21 protein-coding genes, 1 tRNA gene and 1 pseudogene are annotated in these 18976 nt (G+C 70.4%); 12 read left to right on the top strand and 11 right to left on the bottom strand.

Features of this window, described 5'->3' with window-relative positions; genetic code table 11:
* Positions 1 to 14: 14 nt before the first annotated feature.
* The 4 genes from QSK17_RS27655 (at position 15) to QSK17_RS27640 (ending at position 3058) form a co-directional block, all read left to right on the top strand.
* Positions 15 to 287, top strand: coding sequence for an HPr family phosphocarrier protein (locus QSK17_RS27655; protein WP_285708299.1), 273 nt, complete (start codon positions 15 to 17; stop codon positions 285 to 287).
* Complete coding sequence (ptsP, locus tag QSK17_RS27650; protein ID WP_285708298.1) at positions 280 to 1965, top strand: phosphoenolpyruvate--protein phosphotransferase; 1686 nt, start codon at positions 280 to 282, stop codon at positions 1963 to 1965. The genes QSK17_RS27655 and ptsP overlap by 8 nt, the downstream gene beginning before the upstream one ends.
* Before the next feature lie 55 nt (positions 1966 to 2020).
* Positions 2021 to 2443 (top strand): SRPBCC family protein, encoded by a 423-nt coding sequence (locus tag QSK17_RS27645; protein WP_285708297.1) that lies wholly within the window; start codon positions 2021 to 2023, stop codon positions 2441 to 2443.
* Between the two features lie 120 nt (positions 2444 to 2563).
* Positions 2564 to 3058 carry a DUF2809 domain-containing protein gene (locus QSK17_RS27640; protein WP_285708296.1) on the top strand — a complete coding sequence of 165 codons (495 nt, stop codon included), beginning with the start codon at positions 2564 to 2566 and terminating at the stop codon, positions 3056 to 3058.
* Here the strand turns inward: QSK17_RS27640 and QSK17_RS27635 are convergent.
* Both QSK17_RS27635 and QSK17_RS27630 read right to left on the bottom strand, forming a co-directional pair.
* Entirely contained in the window at positions 3037 to 3864 is an 828-nt protein-coding gene (locus tag QSK17_RS27635; RefSeq protein ID WP_285708295.1) for an ABC transporter permease, read from the bottom strand. The two genes, QSK17_RS27640 and QSK17_RS27635, sit on opposite strands and share 22 nt — an antisense overlap.
* Positions 3861 to 4922: an ATP-binding cassette domain-containing protein gene (locus tag QSK17_RS27630; RefSeq protein WP_285708294.1), complete on the bottom strand. Its 1062-nt coding sequence runs from the start codon at positions 4920 to 4922 to the stop codon at positions 3861 to 3863. The genes QSK17_RS27635 and QSK17_RS27630 overlap by 4 nt, the downstream gene beginning before the upstream one ends.
* Before the next feature lie 77 nt (positions 4923 to 4999).
* Here QSK17_RS27630 and QSK17_RS27625 point away from each other — a divergent pair, with 77 nt between their 5' ends.
* Positions 5000 to 5647 (top strand): TetR/AcrR family transcriptional regulator, encoded by a 648-nt coding sequence (locus QSK17_RS27625; protein WP_285708293.1) that lies wholly within the window; start codon positions 5000 to 5002, stop codon positions 5645 to 5647.
* Between the two features lie 16 nt (positions 5648 to 5663).
* Here QSK17_RS27625 and QSK17_RS27620 read toward each other — a convergent pair.
* From QSK17_RS27620 to QSK17_RS27610, 3 genes and pseudogenes are all read right to left on the bottom strand, one after another.
* Positions 5664 to 6149: pseudogene (locus QSK17_RS27620) on the bottom strand (ATP-binding cassette domain-containing protein); the annotation flags it as partial.
* A 15-nt stretch (positions 6150 to 6164) separates the two neighbouring features.
* Positions 6165 to 7340, bottom strand: a complete 1176-nt coding sequence (locus QSK17_RS27615; RefSeq protein WP_285708292.1) for a hypothetical protein — start codon at positions 7338 to 7340, stop codon at positions 6165 to 6167.
* A gap of 92 nt (positions 7341 to 7432) precedes the next feature.
* Positions 7433 to 8002: a CGNR zinc finger domain-containing protein gene (locus QSK17_RS27610; RefSeq protein WP_285708291.1), complete on the bottom strand. Its 570-nt coding sequence runs from the start codon at positions 8000 to 8002 to the stop codon at positions 7433 to 7435.
* A gap of 73 nt (positions 8003 to 8075) precedes the next feature.
* On the opposite strand from QSK17_RS27610, the gene QSK17_RS27605 reads away from it, so the two are divergent.
* Positions 8076 to 8849: a class I SAM-dependent methyltransferase gene (locus QSK17_RS27605; protein ID WP_285708290.1), complete on the top strand. Its 774-nt coding sequence runs from the start codon at positions 8076 to 8078 to the stop codon at positions 8847 to 8849.
* 21 nt (positions 8850 to 8870) lie between these two features.
* Here the strand turns inward: QSK17_RS27605 and QSK17_RS27600 are convergent, their stop codons facing one another.
* The 4 genes from QSK17_RS27600 to QSK17_RS27585 form a co-directional block, all read right to left on the bottom strand.
* On the bottom strand, positions 8871 to 9227 hold the full coding sequence (locus QSK17_RS27600; RefSeq protein WP_285708289.1) for a nucleotide pyrophosphohydrolase: 357 nt from the start codon (positions 9225 to 9227) through the stop codon (positions 8871 to 8873).
* Between the two features lie 96 nt (positions 9228 to 9323).
* Positions 9324 to 9866, bottom strand: coding sequence for an RNA 2'-phosphotransferase (locus QSK17_RS27595; RefSeq protein WP_285708288.1), 543 nt, complete (start codon positions 9864 to 9866; stop codon positions 9324 to 9326).
* 279 nt (positions 9867 to 10145) lie between these two features.
* Positions 10146 to 10763 carry a hypothetical protein gene (locus QSK17_RS27590; RefSeq protein WP_285708287.1) on the bottom strand — a complete coding sequence of 206 codons (618 nt, stop codon included), beginning with the start codon at positions 10761 to 10763 and terminating at the stop codon, positions 10146 to 10148.
* Positions 10760 to 11338, bottom strand: a complete 579-nt coding sequence (locus QSK17_RS27585; protein ID WP_285708286.1) for a hypothetical protein — start codon at positions 11336 to 11338, stop codon at positions 10760 to 10762. The genes QSK17_RS27590 and QSK17_RS27585 overlap by 4 nt, the downstream gene beginning before the upstream one ends.
* A 274-nt stretch (positions 11339 to 11612) precedes the next feature.
* Here QSK17_RS27585 and QSK17_RS27580 point away from each other — a divergent pair, with 274 nt between their 5' ends.
* Both QSK17_RS27580 and QSK17_RS27575 read left to right on the top strand, forming a co-directional pair.
* A complete protein-coding gene (locus tag QSK17_RS27580) occupies positions 11613 to 12278 on the top strand; it encodes a hypothetical protein (protein ID WP_285708284.1) in 666 nt (221 codons plus the stop codon).
* 233 nt (positions 12279 to 12511) lie between these two features.
* Positions 12512 to 15601, top strand: a complete 3090-nt coding sequence (locus tag QSK17_RS27575) for a DEAD/DEAH box helicase (protein ID WP_285708283.1) — start codon at positions 12512 to 12514, stop codon at positions 15599 to 15601.
* A 93-nt stretch (positions 15602 to 15694) separates the two neighbouring features.
* Here the strand turns inward: QSK17_RS27575 and QSK17_RS27570 are convergent.
* A tRNA-Arg gene (locus tag QSK17_RS27570) sits at positions 15695 to 15766 on the bottom strand.
* A gap of 120 nt (positions 15767 to 15886) precedes the next feature.
* On the opposite strand from QSK17_RS27570, the gene QSK17_RS27565 reads away from it, so the two are divergent.
* Positions 15887 to 16279 carry a response regulator transcription factor gene (locus QSK17_RS27565; RefSeq protein WP_285708281.1) on the top strand — a complete coding sequence of 131 codons (393 nt, stop codon included), beginning with the start codon at positions 15887 to 15889 and terminating at the stop codon, positions 16277 to 16279.
* A 2-nt stretch (positions 16280 to 16281) separates the two neighbouring features.
* Positions 16282 to 16833, top strand: coding sequence for a hypothetical protein (locus tag QSK17_RS27560; RefSeq protein ID WP_285708279.1), 552 nt, complete (start codon positions 16282 to 16284; stop codon positions 16831 to 16833).
* 10 nt (positions 16834 to 16843) lie between these two features.
* Here the strand turns inward: QSK17_RS27560 and QSK17_RS27555 are convergent, their stop codons facing one another.
* Positions 16844 to 17554, bottom strand: coding sequence for an alpha/beta fold hydrolase (locus QSK17_RS27555; RefSeq protein WP_285708278.1), 711 nt, complete (start codon positions 17552 to 17554; stop codon positions 16844 to 16846).
* A gap of 100 nt (positions 17555 to 17654) precedes the next feature.
* Here QSK17_RS27555 and QSK17_RS27550 point away from each other — a divergent pair, with 100 nt between their 5' ends.
* Entirely contained in the window at positions 17655 to 18230 is a 576-nt protein-coding gene (locus QSK17_RS27550) for a TetR/AcrR family transcriptional regulator (RefSeq protein ID WP_285708277.1), read from the top strand.
* Positions 18231 to 18399: 169 nt separating this feature from the next.
* Positions 18400 to 18951 carry a hypothetical protein gene (locus tag QSK17_RS27545; RefSeq protein WP_285708276.1) on the top strand — a complete coding sequence of 184 codons (552 nt, stop codon included), beginning with the start codon at positions 18400 to 18402 and terminating at the stop codon, positions 18949 to 18951.
* Positions 18952 to 18976 lie beyond the last annotated feature (25 nt).

Below are 18976 nucleotides of genomic sequence, written 5' to 3'. Positions count from 1 at the left end.
AAAGGTCCACGACGATGCCGGAGAGGACAGTGGTCATCGCCTCCCGCACCGGTCTGCACGCCCGGCCAGCCAAGATCTTCGTCGAGGCGGCGGCCCGGCAGGGAACACCGGTGCGCATCCGAGTCGGCGACGGGAAGCCGGTCCCGGCGCACAGCATCCTCGCCGTGCTGTCCCTGGGCGCCACCCACGGCACGGAGGTCACCCTCGACGCGGACGGCCCGGACGCCGACGCCGCGCTCGACTCCCTCGCCCAGCTGCTCGCCCGCGACCTCGACGCCGATGAATGAGCCTCCGGAGGGCCGGGCGCCGGTTACCGAGACGTCCGGAGGCGTGACGCTGCGCGGGCTCGGGGTCAGCCCCGGCCTGGCGGCGGGCCCCGTGTGCCGGATGGAAGACTCCACGCGCCTGCTCGACGGCCACTGGGCCGCCGCGGAACCCCACGTGGAAGCCGGCACCGCCGTACGGGCGCTGGAGCAGGCCTCCCGCGCCCTCGCGGAGCTGGCGGAGCGGGCCGCGGAGCCCGAGGCCAGGGCGATACTCGAGGCGCAGTCCTTCATCGCCGCCGATCCGCTGCTCCAGGAGTCCGTACGGGCGAACGCCCTGGACGGCATGCACGCGCCGGACGCCATCACGGCCGCCTGCGCGCACCACCGCGAGGCGCTCGTCACGGCGGGCGGCTACTTCGCCGAACGCGCGGCCGACCTGGACGACATCAGGAACCGCGCCATCGCCGCCGCGCGGAACCTGCCGATGTCCGCGATCCCCGACCCCGGCCACCCGTTCGTCCTCGTGGCCGACGATCTTTCACCCGCCGACACCATCACGCTCGACCCGGCGACGGTACTCGCGGTGATCACGGAGAAGGGCGGGCCCACCAGCCACACGGCCATCCTCGCCCGCGCGAGGGGGGTGCCCGCCGTGGTCGCCTGCCGTGGCGCGCGGGAGCTCCGCGACGGGACACGGGTCGCCGTCGACGGCGCGCTCGGCGAGGTACGCACCGGCGTCGGCGAGGCGGAAGCGGCCGAGGTCCGGTGGCGGTCGGCCGAGATCCGGGCCCGGCTGCGGGCGAGCGCCGGGCCGGGCCGCACCGCCGACGGGCATCCGGTGAAGCTGCTGCTCAACATCGGCTCGGCGGCCGACCTCGACACGGAGGTGTCCGCCGAGGGCGTCGGGCTGTTCCGCACCGAGTTCCTCTTCCTCGACCGGCGCTCCGCCCCGGAGATGGACGAGCAGGTCGCCGCGTACGAGGCGGTATTCCGGGCGCTTCCCGGCGACCGGGTGGTGGTGCGCACGCTCGACGCGGGCACCGACAAGCCGCTGCCGTTCCTCGGCCTGCCCGAGGAGACCAATCCCGCGCTCGGCGTGCGCGGGCTGCGGGTGGTCCGGGCCCGGCCGGACGTGCTCGACACGCAGCTCGACGCCATCGCCGCCGCCGCGCGGGCGACCGGGGTACGACCGTGGGTGATGGCCCCGATGGTCACCACCGTGGCCGAGGTGGCGGACTTCGCCCGCCGGGCCCGCTCCAGGGGCATCGTCGACGTCGGCGCGATGGTGGAGGTGCCCGCCGCCGCGCTCCGGGCGTCCCGGCTCCTGGCCGAGCTCGACTTCCTCAGCATCGGTACCAACGACCTGAGCCAGTACACCTGCGCGGTGGACCGCCAGCACGGCGAGCTCGCCGACCTGCTCGACCCGTGGCAGCCCGCGCTGCTTCGCCTGGTCGCCGAGTGCGCCGACGCGGGCAGGCGGGCGGGCAAGCCGGTCGGAGTGTGCGGCGAGGCGGCGGCGGATCCGCTCCTGGCTCCCGTGCTGGCCGGGCTCGGCGTCACGAGCCTGTCCATGTCAGCCCTGAGCGTGCCCGCCGTACGGGAGGCCCTGGCCGGGCGCACCCTGGCGGAGTGCGAGCGGGCGGCGAGGTCCGCACTGGAGGCCGACGACCCGGCCGAGGCACGGAGCCGTGCCGGGTGATCTGCCCGGCCCGGGAAGCGGGCAGAACGAGAGCGTGGACAAGTCTCATCTCTCTGTGACGGCGCACTCCGACGCGAGCCCGGAGCGGGTGTTCGCCGTGCTGACCGACTGGCCGAGGCACGAGGAGTGGATGTTCCTGACCCGCGCGCGGGTCACCGCCGGGGACGGCCACAGCACCGGCAGCGGCCTGGCCGCGTTCACCGGTGTCGGGCCGCTCGGCTTCCTGGACACGATGGAGATCACCCGGTGGAACCCGCCGCACACCGTCGAGGTGCGGCACACCGGGTGGCTCGTCCGGGGAACCGGCGTCTTCCACGTGCTGCCGAAGGCGGGAGGCGGCAGCACGATCGTGTGGCAGGAAGACCTGGAGATCCCCCTCGGCCTGGCCGGGCGGCTCGGCTGGCTGGCGGCCAAACCGGTCAGCGCCGCCGTGCTCCGCTGCTCGCTGCGACGCCTGGCCGAGCTGAGCCGTACCTGAACCTGGAGCTCCGACCGTGCCACGTCTGGGACCCTGGAAGGCGATCACGCCCCGGTGACCGGAACCGGGCACTGACCGCAGGGGACCGGAACCGGACCAGGAAGCCCGCCGAGGTGCCGCATGAACCCGTCAGAGACGCACGAGCAGCCCCGATCTCCCGGAGCCACCCGGGCTACTCCGGCGGCGCGCCGGCGCGTGATCGCGGTGCTCGCCGCTCTGCTCACCGTCGCCGCCGGGCTCGGGATCCGGGCCGTCGCCGACGGGCCAGTGACCAAGTACGGCGGGGACGCGCTCTACACGCTCCTGCTGTACACGCTGGTCCTGGTCGTCGCTCCCCGGGCCCGTCCCGCGATCGCCGCCACGGTGGCGCTCGCCGCGAGCTGGGCGGTGGAGTTCTTCCAGATCACCGGCATCCCCGCCGAGCTCGCGACACGCAGCGTGCTCGCCCGCCTGGTGCTGGGCACCTCCTTCAACCCGCCCGACCTGTTCTGGTACGCCGTGGGAGGCGCGTTGGGCTGGGCCGTCCACGCCCTGGCGGAGCGGACGAGCCGGACAGGTCTGGCGGGTCTGGCAGGCCGGGCGGACCGGGCGGTTCAGCGGTCGAGCCGCCGGTAGCGGCGTGCGGACAGCGGCAGGAAGACCAGCGTGAGCAGCACCGGCCAGCCGATCGCCAAAGGCAGCGCGTGCTCGGCGGCCCAGGAGTCACCGCCCCAGCCGGGATTGCCGAACAGCTCGCGGCAGGCGGCGACGGTCGCCGACAGCGGATTCCACTCCGAGAGCGCCCCCATCCAGCCGGGCATCAGCTCCGGGGAGACGAAGGTGTTGGCCAGCATGGTGAGCGGCATGAGCGGCATCCACGCCGCGCCCGCCGACTCCGGGGTGAGGATGAGCCCGAGATAGATGCCGACCCAGATGAGTGCGAAGCGCAGGAGCAGCAGCAGCCCGAGGGCGGTCAGCGCGTTCGCGAGGCCCCGGTGCCAGCTCCAGCCGACCGCGAGGCCGCACAGGAGCAGCACGGCCAGCTCGAGCACCGAGTTGACCATGTCGGCGACGGCGCGGCCGAGCACCACCCCCGCCCGGGAGATCGGCATCGAACGGAACCGGTCGGTGACCCCTCGTGCCGCGTCGTTGGCGACGATGATCATCGTGGTCATCACGCCGAGCGTCATCGTCTGCCCGAACATCCCGGGCATCAGGAACTCGCGGTAGTCGCCGCCCCCGGCGACGTTCATGGCGCTGCCGAAGACGAAGCCGAACAGCAGCACCATCACGATCGGATACAGCAGCAGGTTGAGGATCGCGGCCGGGTTCCGCGCCAGATGGACGAGGTTGCCGCGGGCGATCACGCACCCGTCCGCGAACGTCCAGTACAGCCGCTGCCCGCGGGATCGGGGGATCACGGGGGCGATGGCGGTCGTCACGCGGCCACCCGCTTCCCGTCCGCCTGCTCCCCGTCCGACTGCTCCCCGTCCGCCTGCTTTCCCGCTCCCTGCTTTCCCGCTCCCTGCTTTCCGGCTGCCTGCTTGCCTGCGCCGGGCGCGGGCTTCCCGCCGGTGAGGCTGAGGAACACCTCGTCCAGGGTCGGTCGGCGCAGGGCTACGTCCTCGACCGCGACGCCGCGCTCGCCCAGCTCGCCCACCACCTCGGTCAGCGCCCCGATCCGGTCGCGTACGGGAGCGATCAGGCGGCGGGCGTCGGGGTCGGCGACCGGTTCGGCGCCCGCCGCGGCGGCCAGGACCCGGGCGGCCTCGGCGAGGTCGGCGGCATCGCGGACGACCAGGTCGATCTGGTCTCCGCCGATCATCGACTTGAGCCGGTCGGGAGAACCGTCCGCGATCACCCGTCCGGCGTCGATCACCGCGATCTGGTGGGCGAGCTGGTCGGCCTCGAACAAGTACTGCGTGGTCATCAGCACCGTGCTGCCCGCGGTGGCCAGGTCGCGGACCGCCTGCCACACCTCGTTGCGGTTGCGCGGGTCGAGCCCGGTGGTGGGCTCGTCCAGGAACAACACGCGCGGGGCGAGCACGAAGGCCGCGGCCAGGTCGAGCCGGCGCCGCATGCCGCCGGAGTAGTGCTTGACCCGCTTGTCCGCGTCGCCGGCGAGGCCGAACCGGTCGAGGAGCTCCCCCGCGCGACGGCGGGCCGTAGCCCGGTCCAGGTGGTAGAGGCGGCCCCACATCTCCAGGTTCTCCCGGCCGGTGAGGATCTCGTCGACGGCGGGGTTCTGCCCGGCCAGGCCGATCCGGTAGCGCACCTCGGCGGGCCGGTCGGCCACGTCGAAGCCCGCGACCAGCGCCCGCCCGGCGTCCGCGCGGAGCAACGTGGTCAGGACGCGCACCGCCGTGGTCTTGCCCGCGCCGTTCGGCCCGAGCAGGCCGCACACCGTCCCCTCGGGGACGGTCAGGTCGAACCCGTCGAGGGCCTGCGTGGCGCCGAAACGTTTGCGCACCCCTTCTGCGACGACTGCAAAGGAATCCATGCGCCTCATTGTGGGACATCAATGTCCCAAAAACAAGCGCGACAGTCTCGATATGGTGGCGCTGTTAGCCTTTGGCCGTGAGCGCGACCCGGCAGCCCCCCTCCCGTACACCCGCCTCAGGCACGCCCGAGGCGGGCGAGCCTGGAGAGCGGAAACCGGAGGCGCCGGAAACCGGCGTGCGGGGGCGCACCCGGCGCGCCATCCTCGCCGCCGCCGCCTCGGCACTTGCCCGCGACCGCGGCGCCACGCTGGCGGACATCGCGGAGGCGGCGCAGGTGGGCCGGAGCACGCTGCACCGCTACTTCCCCGACCGCCAGGAACTGCTCAACGCGACCATCGTCGACTCGTTCCGGGTGGTCGAGCAGTCGATCGCGGCGGCGGCCGTCCACCAGGGGCCGCCGCGCGAGGCGATGCGCCGCCTGATCACCGCCATGGTGGACGTCGGCGACCGGCTGGCGTTCCTGTTCGGCGATCCGCGCGTGCTTGAGGAGAGCACCGCCTGTTTCGAGCCGGACGCGTCGGTGCCGACCGCGCTCAGCCTCATCGAGCGCGGTCAGGCCGAGGGCGTCTTCGACCCCCAAGTCAGCGCCGAGTGGATCCAGGAGATGCTGTACGCGATCACCTACACGGGCTGGGAGGCGGCGGAGAGGGGCCTGCTCCCCCGCCACGGCGTCACCTCGACCGTCATCCGCACGTTCGAGAACGGACTGGCCGTCCGCCCCTGATCCGCCCGTGGCGCCGTCACGCCTGCCGGACCCGCAGATCGCGGCGCAGATACTCGGCGGTGTGCGAGCCGGTCGCGTCGAGCAGATCGCGGGGCGTTCCCTCGAAGACGACACGACCGCCCTGGCTGCCGCCTTCCGGGCCGAGATCGATGACCCAGTCGGCGTTCTTGACGACGTCGAGGTTGTGCTCGATCACGATGACCGAGTTGCCCTGGTCCACCAGCCGATCGATGATCGCGAGCACCAGTCCGACGTCCGACATGTGCAGGCCCGTGGTCGGCTCATCCATGACGTACACGCTGCCGCTCTTGTGCAGTTCGGTGGCGAGCTTGACGCGCTGGCACTCACCACCGGACAGCGTGCTGAGCGGCTGCCCGAGCGTGATGTAGTCCAGGCCGACGTCGATGACCGCCCGCAGAATCGCGGCCGGCTTCCGCTCGGTGAAGAAGCGTGCCGCCTCGGCCGCCGTCATCGCCAGCACGTCGGCGATGGACGCGCCCCCAGGAATGCCCGAGGATCAACGGTCCAGCCAGGAGTCGAGCGTGTCGAGCAGCGCCTTCGGGGCGAGGCGCCCTCCCAGGTCGGCGACGACGGCCCGGCAGGGAGAGCGCCAGACGCGGATCTCGGCCACCGCGCCGGTCAGGTCCGCCGCCCACACCACGTCGAGGTCGCGGACCCCGGTCGGGCCCGGGCCCGGTCTGCCGCACTCGGTGTGGTTGACCACCTCTTCGCCTCCCCCGTTTGTCCGCACCCGGACGGCGGTCGCGTCGTTGAGCAGCGCGCGGACCGGTTCGAGCCCGTCGCGCAGTGTCCGGTGTCCGCGCAGCCGCATCCGGTCCCCGTCCCGGACGTAGCGGCAGGCGGTGACCGCGACGAGCCGAGTCGGGAGGTGGACGGCCCGGCCGCGGTTGCGCCTGATGTCGTCCCTGGGGGCGTCGGTGTAGGCGCGGTTCTCCATCCGCCGCGCGAGCGGCACCGTGGCGCAGGCAGGGGGCTCGACGTCGCTCGCCGTGGACGCGAGCTGCTCGCGGTAGAGCGCGAGGAAGGCGTCCACCGGTTGGCCGTCGTCGGTCACCCTTCTCTCACCGTCGAAGAAGCGGACCCGTCCCGCGCGGGAGGCGGTGCCGCAGTTGCGGTCGAGCAGGACTACCGCGGGCGGGCCGTCGGCGTAATGCACGGCGAACGACAGCTCGGTCGAGAAACCGACATCGGTGCAGTCATAAGAAAGAACGTCGGGCTCCGGAACCGGGCGGCCGGCGGCTTTCTCCCGGGCGCGGATCCGGGCGTCGGCCGCCACACGGGAGGGCAGGGCGTTGAGCGTGGTGATCATGGCCGGGACGCCGACGGTCAGCGTGCGGGGCACGCCGAGGTCCCGCTCGGGACGCAGGAAGGAGTTTCGGGGCGGCGAGGTGACCAGCTCGCACAGCGTCACCGACGTCGCCCCCTCCGCGGGAACGAGCGGACCCGGCGGCCCGTCGAAGCCCCAGCGGTTGACCCAGACAGTAGGGCACCCGTCGGCATCGAGGGGCGGCTCCGGGATCGCGGCGCTGGCCCGCACCTCGGAGAACGCCTCGGGGAGCCCGAGGGGAAACGATGCCGTGGCCATGAGCGCGAGCAGCGTCAGCACGCCGGCCACGGTGGGCGCGCGATACGACCGACCTCCGCCGGCGCGGTCCTTCGCCGAAGACGTCATGGTCACGAACTCTAGACCGGCCGGGCCACTTCGCGATCTTCCTTTCCCTGGTGGCACCCCCGCCGGGCCGTACGGCCCGGAGAGCGGGCGGGTCAGGCGTTGCGGGCGCGGAAGGCCGCGGTCTTGACCCGGTTCTGGCATGGGGTCGAGCAGAAGCGACGCGTCCCGTTGCGCGAGGTGTCGACGTAGACGCGGTCGCAATGGGGGGCCGTGCACACGCCCAGCCGGTCGTACAGCTCGCTGCCCAGCACGACGGCGAGGCCGGTCGCGCAGCTCGCCGCCCAGTCACCGGCGAGCGTGCCGCCGCGCCCGTGGAAGTGGACGTGCCACGGCTCCCCGTCGTGCCGGTCGAGGTGCGGGCGCGCGTCGGTCTCGGCCAGGAGCCGGTTGGTGTGGTGCGCCGCCGCGTCGATGTCGCCGGCCGCCACTGACTCGAAGACCGTCCGCAGCGCCTCCGCGACACCGGCCAGCTCGTCCGCCTGCTCCGCGCTCACCTCGTACGACCGGGAGGCGCCGGGGGCGACGGCCCGGCTGACGGCGGCGGTGCGCTCCTCGCCCGAAGGCGGCGCATACGGCCGGCCCCGGGACTCGCCGGCGGTCAGCGTGTTGACCAGGGCGACGGCGACCGTCACCACGATATCGGTGTGACTGTTGAAGTTCACTTGACCAGTTACGCCTTCGGGATTTAGTGTTTGTGACTGGCAAAAGCATATGTGACAGTTACGAGGAGGGGCCATGCTCACGTTCGACACCGCCCGGAAGTGGATCGACCGCTGGGACCGGCAGCAGGAGGGCTATCTCCCGGGCCGGGAGGAGCGGTTCAGGGCGTTGATCGACGCGGTCGAGGCAGGGGTGGGGCGGCCCGACCCCCTCGTGATCGACCTCGGCTGCGGCCCCGGCTCGCTGGCCGCCCGCCTGCTGCGCCGGCTTCCGTGGGCCACGGTCGTCGCGGTGGACACCGACCCCCTGCTGCTGTCGCTGGGCGAGGCGGGCTACGGCCAGACGACCGGGCTGCGTTTCACCTCACTCGACCTGCGCACCCCCGGCTGGAGCGCCGAGCTGGGCCTGGACCGTCCGGCCGACGCCGCCGTGAGCACCACCGCGCTGCACTGGCTGCCTGAGGAGCATCTCCAGGCGATGTACAAGGAGCTGGCCACCGTCCTGCGCCCGGGCGCGCTCTTCCTCAACGGCGACCATCTCGACTCCGACCAGACGACGCCGACCCTGGCCAGGCTCGAACGCGCCGTCCACGACAGCGATGAGCGGAGGCTCTTCGCCGACGGGCGCCCCGAGGACTGGGGCCAGTGGTGGGACGCGGCCCTCGCCGATCCCGCGCTCGCGGAGGCCGGCGCCGCCCGCGCGCGCAGCGCCGCGGCCGTCGAGCATCGCGGATCGGAGTCCAACCTCCTGTCCACGCACGTCGACGCCCTCCGGGACGCGGGCTTCGAGGAGATCGGCACGCTCTGGCAGCGCGGGAACAACCGCCTCCTCTGCGCCGTACGGCCATGACGTGACCTCGGCACCCGGCCGTCAGGAGCTCAGCGGAGGAGCCTTCCTGGCGGAGCCGCGATAGAGCTCGGCGTCGTACCGGCGGTCGTTCTCGTCCAGCTTCGCGTTGGCCGCCTCGACCAGATCGACGCCGACGACGTCGGCGAGACGGACGAGATAGGCGGTCACGTCGCCGAGCTCCGACCGCACCCGGGCAAGGGTCTCCGGGCTCAGGTCCGCGGACTCCTCCGCGGTCAGCCACTGGAACTCCGCCACCAGCTCCCCCACCTCGCCGGAGAGCGCCATCGCCAGGTTCTTGGGCGTGTGGAACTGCTCCCAGTCACGGGCACGGGCGAACTCGCGCAGCCGTACGGCCAGTCGTTCCAGCTCGGTCGTCACGTCTCGCGACCTTACCCACCGCCCGTGGCACCACCCGTAACGGCTTCCACGAACCAGCGGGTGATGGTCGCCGGGTGGAGGAAGCGGGGGAAGCGGTCATCCCGGGAAGCGGATGAAGGCGGGCGGGACGTGATCGACCAGCCACACGCCGTTCGCGCTGACGCGGAACTCGTGCCCGGCCGCCCGCATCGCGGCCGCGTCCACCACCAGTACGACCGGCCAGCCCCTGCGCGCCCCGACTCTCGTCGCCGTCGCCCGATCGGGGGAAAGGTGGACGTGATGACGGCCCATCGGCCGCAAGCCCTGGGCGCGGATCGCGGCCACGCTTCGGCCGATGGTGCCGTGATAGAGGAACGCCGGCGGCGTGGTCAACGGCAGGTCGAGATCGACGGGGACCGAGTGGCCCTGACTGGCCCGGATCCGTTCCCCCTCGATCACGTACCGTCGCTTGTCGTTGTCCGCGACGACCCGCTCCAGCTCAGCTCGCGAGATCGGGAACCCGTGCGCGGCCGAGGCGGCAAGGAGCGCCTCGACGTCCACCCAGCCGCGGGCGTCCAGCTCGATGCCGATCCGTTCCGGTTGGTGCCGCAGGTGCTTCGCCAGATATTTGGAGATCCGCACCATCCGCCGCTCGTCCATCACATCCTCGCCGCCGGATCATGTTCGTGGCCACCGTACGCTCGCACGGATTGGGGCGCATCCTGTTATCCGGTTTATCCGCTCACCTGGGCAGGATCACCTCGGAGCGCCACTTCCAGGTCGATCCGGTAGACGCCGGTCATGATGGCCTGGAGGTCCGCGACGATCTCCTGCGCGTACTCTCCGGAGGAGATGGCGCCCGCGAGCCGCGCTCGGACGCGGCATGCCCGGCTCCGCCGCCAGGCGATCGGCGGGGAGTCCGGGCGTCCAGGGCGCTGATCAGTTGATGCCGCTGATCCGCTTCAGGTCATCGGCCGTGAGCGCGACCGGATTCTCGGGGAGCTTGGACGGATTGCCCGCGGCGTCGAGGGGATACTGCCCCTGCAGCGGGTTGAGCAGGGCGGCGGGAGCGTCCGGATAGGTCTCAAGGAACAGGACATAGCCGGTGTTCTGCTTGAGGGGGTGCGCCTCCGCCTCCTGATAGGTGACGCCGTTGAGCTGGCCGCCCAACTGCTGGATCTCGATCATCTGGCCGGGCTGGGCGCTCCCCTTGAACACCTTCTTCACCTCGGCCTGGTAGACCGTGATCACCACCGGGTCGGCCGGTGCCGCCTGCCCCGCGGGCGCACCCGCCGCCGGGTTCAGCTTGGGATCGTCGCTGGTCGTGTCCGGCTTGAGCTCCTGGACCCGGACCGGATTGCCGCTCACCGTGGCCTCGACCACGACGTCGGCCTTCGTGAACAGATTGCCCGCCGAGTCGTAGGCCGGGTAGTCGGCGTGATAGGTCACCGTCTTGTGTTCGCCGGACGCCGACGTTCCGGAGCAGGCGCTCAATGTGGCCGCGGACGCGACGAGTGCGAGCGTCACGGCGAACCGCCGGGAAAGCCTCATCATCATGCCGCTCCCTTCTTTAGTAGTAGGCGTTGACATCGCTGATGTCGTGCGACTGCGGTGTGGTCATGGATTCGATTCCGGCAGTAGCTCATGATCGAGGTCGTGCAGTAACCGCTCGTCAGGTCGTCGAGGCTGAGGCGGTGACCGAGTTCGTGGACGAAAGAACTGGTCACGAAATTCGACCAGTTCGACGCGTCGTTGTAGATCGTCCGGGAGTTGAGCTGGATGCGGAAGTAGCGGCTGGTCCTGCTCCCGTACGGCGTGTAGAGGCCGTACCAACTGCTGGAGAAGGACGCCGCCTGGAGCCAGGAGCTGGACGACGAGGACTTGGAGACGTAGGCGGGGGTGGCCGTCACGTTCCAGTTGGACAGGGCCTTGTTGAGAGGCGTCATCCAGGTGTTGTTGTAGTCGTACGGCTTGATGGTGAAGCTCGCCGAGGAGCCGCCTCCCGAGTAGTAGTGCGCGGACGCGGGCGACGCGGTGACGGCGAGGGTGACAAGAAGCGCGGACGCGGCCAGCGATATCCGGCCGGAGATGCTTCTGCCACGTGTTTTGTGGCGCGTGTCATGGAACGGCATGCGTCAACTCCGGAGATCTGGGCGAGATAGCGCGGCTACCACGCAACCTGGAATACGACGAAGTGACTCAGCTGGTTCAGGAAGCTGATGATCACATCCGGAGCATAACTAGACAAATTATGTAAAACAAGAACACAATGTGCAGTAAATATACTCGGGTGACGTTTTACCGGATTCCAGCGGCGACGTCCTGGTACGGCATTCGGTGAGATGACACCGGGAACGGCGACATCAGCCCCGGTCACAGACTCGGCGGCTCCTTTAGGCTGCGGGCATGACGGTGGATCATGACGACCTGACGCCGCTGCTCGACCGCCCCTGGGCGGCCCTCTCCCACCGGCAGGCGCTGGCCGAGCTGGTGCTGCTGGGCTGGACCCCTTGCGGCATCGGGGACTGGGCCGTCGGGTTGCGCTCCCCCAGCGGACTGCTGGCCGCGCGGGTCTGCCCGTTCGATCCGGCCTACGCGGCCTTCCTGGAACTGTGCCGCCGTTGCGCGGGCAACCCGTACCTGCCGCGGGTCGCCGTCGAGGCCGAACTGGACGGCGGCGGAACGCTGGCCGTCCTGGAGTTCCTCGCCCCGCTGGAGACGACCACCGAGGTCGTACGGCAGTGGCGGGAAGGTGACGGCGACGCCGCCCTGGCGGAGGTACGGCGCCACGCGGCCGAGATCGACGCCGAATGGCGGGCGACCGTGCCCTGGTGGGACGGCATCGACCTGAACGCGGGCAACGTCCGGCGGGCGCTGGACGGACGGATCGCGCTCATCGACGTCTTCTGCATGGACGGCGCCGCGCTGTACGGCCAGATCCTCAAGGACGCCACCGTCGTCCGCGACCAACTGCCGCACAGCCGGTACGTGCTCGACATCCCCTATATCGCCCGGGAAAGCACCCCCGAGGAGATCCACGCCCTCCGAACCGCCTGGACCACCGGCACCTGACCAGATCTGCTGGTGCGGCGTGCCCTGACCCGGCGACAGCGAACGAGCGAGCGGTATGGCCGCCACGACCACTGACGGAACCCGAAATCGCCGGCAGCGGCGGCAGGGGGGAGGACGATCGGGATCATCCTCATTTCCCAGTACTTACTGTGGCAAGAAGGTTACGCTGATCGGTGATCAAGGAGGTCAAGGAGATCGCCTCCTGACATGACATGGGCAGGAGGCACCTACCTGTGGACGACGCCCCCATCCTGGGTCTCTACGACACGATGCTCACCAACCGGCTTGATCGCCGCACGACCTCTTGGCGCGAGTCGGGACATCTCGTCGAGGTCTCCCACGTCGACAAAGAGGAAGTCGCCCACCTGCTCGGCCGTTTCGTCGGCGAGACGGCCGCCCAGGCGTTCGCCGCGCTCAAGACCCCCGAAGAGCAGATCGACCTCGCCAACCGGCTGCTGGGGCACCTGACCACTGACGCGGATGGGGTGGCGGGCGGTCCGCGCAGGCTGCTGTCGGTCGTCAAAGACGCGCCCGGCGCGATCTCGCCCGCCAGACCACTGACCTCGCTGTCGGAGGCGGCGCTGCTCACCAACGCCCGCGAGGACCCGAACCTGGCCCACGAACTGGCGACAGAGCTGGCCAGCGCCGACCAGGTGGACCTGCTGTGCGCGTTCGTCAAATGGTCCGGGCTGCGCATCCTGGAGAAACCGCTGGCCGAGCTGCGGCGCCGGGGCGTACCGCTGCGCGTCATCACCACCACGTACATGGGCGCCACCGAGCGGCGTGCGCTGGACCGGCTGGTACGTGACTTCGGCGCCGATGTCCGGATCAGTTACGAGCAGAACTCCACTCGCCTGCATGCCAAGGCCTGGCTGCTGCGCCGCCGTACCGGCTTCGACACCGCCTACGTCGGCAGCTCCAATCTCTCCCGAGCCGCCCTGCTGGACGGGCTGGAATGGAACGTCCGGCTGTCATCGGTGACCACTCCGCGGCTGTTGGACAAGTTCGAGAGCACCTTCGATTCGTACTGGAATCGACCTCAGTTCGAAGCCTATGACCCCGATGCCGACGGCGATCGGCTGGATGAGGCACTGTCCCGGTCGAAGGCCGGCGAGCGGCTGTTCGATATCCCTGCGCTGGTCCCGCATCCGTACCAGCACCAGCGGGAGATGCTGGAGGACCTCGACGTCGAGCGCACCGTCCACGATCGGCACCGCAACCTGCTGGTGGCCGCCACCGGGACCGGCAAGACCGTGGTGGCCGCGTTCGATTACCGCAACCTGCAGCAACGTCTCGGACGACAGCCATCCCTGTTGTTCGTCGCCCACCGCAGAGAGATCCTGACCCAGGCGCTGCGCACCTACCGGCAGGTGCTGGCCGTACCCGACTTCGGCGAGCTCCACGTCGGTGAGGAACGGTCCCGGCACTGGCGGCACGTGTTCGCCTCGGTGCAGTCGCTCACCTCGCGGGGCATCGACGCCTTCGACCCCGAGCACTTCGACGTCGTCGTCATCGACGAGTTCCACCACGCCGCCGCCCGGACATATCGGCAGATCATCGACCACCTCAAGCCCAAGGAACTGCTCGGCCTCACCGCTACACCCGAGCGGGCCGACGGCACCTGGGTTCAGGACGAGTTCTTCGACCGGCGCATCGCCTCCGAACTTCGCCTGTGGGATGCCCTCGATGCCGACCTGCTGTGTCCTTTCCACTATTTCGGCATCAACGATGAGACCGACCTGACGACCGTGAAGTGGTCGCGCGGTTCCTACGACAGCGGTGCGCTGGACAACGTGTTCACCGGCGACACCGCCCGTGCCCGGCTGGTTGTCAACGCCCTGCGCGACAAGGTCGGCGACCCGAGCACCGTCCGTGGTCTGGGCTTCTGCGTCTCGGTACGGCACGCGCATTTCATGGCCGAGTTCTTCACTCGCTCGGGGCTGCCATCACTGGCGGTGGACGGCTCGACCGACGACACCTCACGTAAGACGGCGCTGAAGGCCTTGCGGGAGGGGGACGTCACTTTCCTGTTCGCCGTGGACCTTTTCAACGAGGGCTTGGACGTGCCCGACGTCAACACCCTCCTCCTGCTCCGTCCCACTGAGAGCGCCACCGTCTTCCTCCAGCAACTCGGCCGCGGGCTCCGCCGTACACCGGACAAGGACGTCCTGACCGTGCTGGACTTCGTCGGTCAGCACCGCAAGGAGTATCGCTTCGCCAACCGCTTCCAGGCGCTCACCGGATTCACCCGCGGACGCCTGGAGAAGCAGGTCGAGAATGACTTCCCGCTGCTGCCGTCCGGCAGCCAGATCGTGTTGGATCGGGTGACCAAGGGTCGGCTGCTCGCCGAGCTCAAGGTCCACCTCGGCGCCACGGTCGCCACGCTCACCCAGGAGATCCGTTCCTACGCGGAAGCGTCCCTGATCGGGTATCTCGAAGCGAGCGGGCGCGACATCGGCGACCTCTACCGCAACCGCCGATATTGGACCGACCTGCTGCGCCGCACTGGCCTCATCCAGCAGGCTCCCTCCCCCATGGAGGAGGCACTCGGGCGCCGCGTCCGCGCGCTACTCCATGTCGACGACCGGCGCCGAGCCGACGCCTACACCCGATTGCTCCAGCCCGACGGCCCGAGCTACGACGACTGCTCCCCCGTCGATCAGTCCTTCGCCCGGATGCTGTTCTTCTCGTTCTGGCGCGGCGGCGGCGCCTTCACCTCCTACGACCAGGCGCTCGAACGGCTCCGCACCGAGCCCGCCCTGTGCGAGGAGATCCGGCAGGTCCTCGCCTACGGCGTCGAGCGGCCTCGCCACGTGGCCAAAACCCTGCCTGACCACCTGGGCCAGGTACCTCTGGCGGTCAACGCCCGTTACTCCGCCGACGAGATCCTCGCGGCGATCGGCTGGGCGACGCTGGGCGGATCCCTACCGTCGACCATGCGTGAAGGGGTCGCCTGGAGCCCCACCCACCAGTGCGACGCCCTCCTCGTCACCCTGCGCAAGAACGAGAAGGAGTTCTCGCCGCAGACCATGTACCGCGACTACGCGCTCACTCCGGCACTCTTCCACTGGGAGTCCCAGAACCGCACCAGCGCCCGCTCGGCCACCGGGCAGCGCTACCAGAACCACGAGCGGGAGGGCAGCCACATTCTGCTGTTCACCAGGGAACGCAAGGAGAACGAGAACGGCCACCCGGAGCCGTTCGTCTTCCATGGCACCGCACGCTATGTGGAGCACCGAGGCGAGCGGCCCATGGCCATCACCTGGCGGCTCGACGAGGAGATGCCCGCCGACCTGTTCCGCCGAGCCGCCATCGCGGGGTGATAACGGTCGCGTCCGGCGTGAGGATCCCGGAAAAAGCGAAATGACCCGCGCTCGGCGCGGGTCATCGTCGGGTTTCCCCTGGTAGATCGTGAGTGCCCCCTGCAAGATTCGAACTTGCGCTCCCGGCTCCGGAGGCCGGTGCTCTATCCCCTGAGCTAAGGGGGCTCAACGAGAAGAAAGACTACCAGTCTCGGGGGACTCCCGCGCACAACGATAAGCGCCGCCTTTGCGACGATCCGGTGAAAGCCGCGCGTGAACCCCCGGCGAGGGGTTAGCTTTGCGCCCGTGAACGACGTTCTGGGCCGAGTACTCGTCGTGGACGACGATGAGGTCATCAGGCAGCTCATCGCGGTCAACCTGACCCTGGAGGGATTCGAGGTCGAGACCGCGCACGACGGGCAGGACTGCCTCGACCGCGTCCACGAGGTCGATCCCGACATCATCACGCTGGACGTGATGATGCCGCGCCTGGACGGGTGGGAGACCGCGACCCGGTTGCGCACCGACCGGAGCACCAGCCACATCAAGGTCGTGCTCATCACCGCGCGGGCGCAGGAGGACGACAGGCGGCGCGGGCTGGGCATCGGGGTGGACGCCTACCTCACCAAGCCGTTCGACCCGGCAGAGCTGATCGACGTCGTCCGCGACCTCGCCGACGGAGGCCCCCTATCGTCGTAGGTATGAAATTGGCGGTATGGCGCGAATCCGGACCCATCTCACGTGACCAGGCCCGGGAACGGTTTCTCGATGGCCCACCGGAGCCGGACGAGGACTTCACCGGCGCTTTCGCCGAGCTCTTCCCCGGTGAGCGGATCGACGACATCGCGCCGGAGCGGATAGACGAGATCTCGAACGCGGTCTTCGCGCTCGCCCGGGAGCACGGCCTGGTCTGCTACGACCCGCAGCGCGATCTCGTGCACAACCTGGAGCCGCGCGGCGTTCATCCCCAGATGCAGATGCACACCGGCGACGGGATGGCCGTGACGGACCCGGACCTCCGACTGATCTCTGACGTGCTGGACACCCTGTCGGCGCAGAACCCGTTCGTCGCGCTCGTCTGCTTCGGTCAGCACTTCATGCAGGTGGCCCCCGGCTACGAGCTGGAGTTCAAGGAGGGCGGGGAGATCCGCGGCATCGTGACCTCCGACCTCGCCGAGGTGCGCCGGGCGATGCTGGAGTACGCCACGGGCGACCGGGCGTTCCTCCAGCGCCACGAGTGGAAGCCCGTTTAGCGAGCCAGGCTCACGACTCCTGCTCCTGTACGGCGACCGCCGCCTTGTCGAGGAACGCGGCCAGCCGATCGGGGGCGGCGAGCACGCCCAGGTGGCCCCGCCCGGAGATCACGGTGAGGCTGCCGTTCTGGCAGGCCCGCAAGAAGTCGAGCTCGTTCGCCCGGAAGCGATCACGGGACCCGTTGACCAGCCACACCCGTCCCGGGTAACGGCGGAGTGACCCCTCCGGGTCCTCGGACGTCACCGCCTCGACCACGGAGGGGATCACCTCGCAGGATATGCCGCCCGCGACCATCGCCTCCGCGGCGGGGCCCGGCAGGACGCGGCGCAAGCCGTACGCGCTGACCCGGTCCGCCAGCGCGGGCTTCGCGGCGGCGAGCCGCGCGGCGAGCCGGTACACGTGGACGAGGGTGCCGGCGGGCCGGGCAGTACAGCCGATGGCGACCAGGCCGGCCACCATCGACGGGTGGCGGGCGGCGGTGGCGATGCCGACGTAGCCGCCGAGCGAGAGTCCGGCGACGAGCGCCCGCCCGCCGAGCCCGGCGATGCACTCCGCCACGACATCGCACGCCGCGTCCATGTCGTACGGCACGCCGCGCCGGGAGCCATGGCCCGGCAGGTCTGGGGCGGCCGACGGGCTGCGCAGCAGCGATCTCACCGGGGACCACATCGAGCCGGTGACCCGGAGCCCGTGGACGAGGACGATGGGCAGATCCGCCATGACGAAACCTCCTACACCAAAGAACAGAACGCAACGTTGCGTTGCGAATCTATCCAACCACAACGCAACGATGCGTTGCGATGGCGATAAGGTGGCCGTCATGGCACCGCGCAAGAAGCACGACATCCTCAACGCGACCCTCGACCTGCTCGCCGAGAAGGGGTACGAGGGCCTGACGGTCGAGGGCGTGGCCGAGCGGTCGGGGGTCAACAAGACGACCATCTACCGGTGGTGGCCGTCGAAGGCCGCCCTCCTCGGCACGGCCCTGGTCGAGGCGCGGGCATTCGACTTCGAGGTGCCCGACACCGGCTCGCTGCGCGGCGACCTCCAGGCCGTCGTCGAGGCGACCGCGCGGCTCCTCACCGCTCCCCCCGCGTGCGACATCGCCGTCGCCGCACTTGGCGCCGCCGCGGGCAACCCGGAACTGGCCGCCGCGACGCGCGGCTTCTTCGCCGACAGGTACGCCAGGGAGTTGCCCATCTTCGAACGCGCCCGGGCCCGCGGCGAGATCGGCGAGAGCGTGGACCCGATGCTGATCATGGATCTCCTGGCCGGGGCCGTATGGCTGCGCGTGGTGTTCCGCCAGTTGCCGCTCGACGAGAGCTTTACCAGCGCAGCGGTCAGCGTCGTGCTCGGCGGGGTAGCAGCGGAGCCAGGCGCCCGCCGCGGCGACTGATCGCGGAACGAGGGCGCCCGTCGCACCGATCCCGTTATCGGACGCGCCCGAGCGCAGCGGAAACCGAAAGGAGGGAGGGGCGACCTTCCCCACCTGACACCGGCTGATACCTGCCGATACCGGCTAACACCGGCCGATACTGGTCGGGGGCGTGCGCCCCGGAATCCCGATGATCGATCGCGAGTTCAGCCCATCTCAGCTTCGGCACGAGGCGCCGTCGTCGCGGCGCCGGATTCGCCGCGGGCTCCTTCTCGGAGCCGCCGCCCTGATGTTCGCCACCGGTACAGGCATGGCGGCTCCGGATGCGCGGGCGAGCGCCCCGGCCCAGCCGAACCCGTCGCCGAGCGAATCCCCGACCGGGGGCGCGCCCGGACACATGATGGAGGGCCCGCTCGGCGCCGTCCACGGCGAACTGGTCGTCCCGAAGCGCGGCGGCGGCTACCAGACCGTCACCACGCAGACCGGGAAGGTGAGCTCGATCAATAAGGGCTTCATCGCGGTCACGAGCACCGACGGCTTCGCCCGCACCTACAAGATCGACGACTCCACCCGGATCTGCGCCGGGCGTAAGGGGCTGAGTGACATCTCGACCGGCGACACCGTGTTGGTGATCAGCCCCAGCAAGGGGAACAACGCTCCCGCCGCCCTGATCGTGAACCTCAGCCGCCCGCAGTGGTCGGTCGGGCACGGCGGCGGAGCGCCGGCGCCCACACCGTCGTGATCGGCCCATGGCCGGCGTGACCTCA

The organism is Microtetraspora sp. NBRC 16547 (assembly GCF_030268965.1).
GTDB lineage: Bacteria > Actinomycetota > Actinomycetes > Streptosporangiales > Streptosporangiaceae > Microtetraspora.
This window is presented reverse-complemented; position numbering and strand designations above follow the sequence as displayed.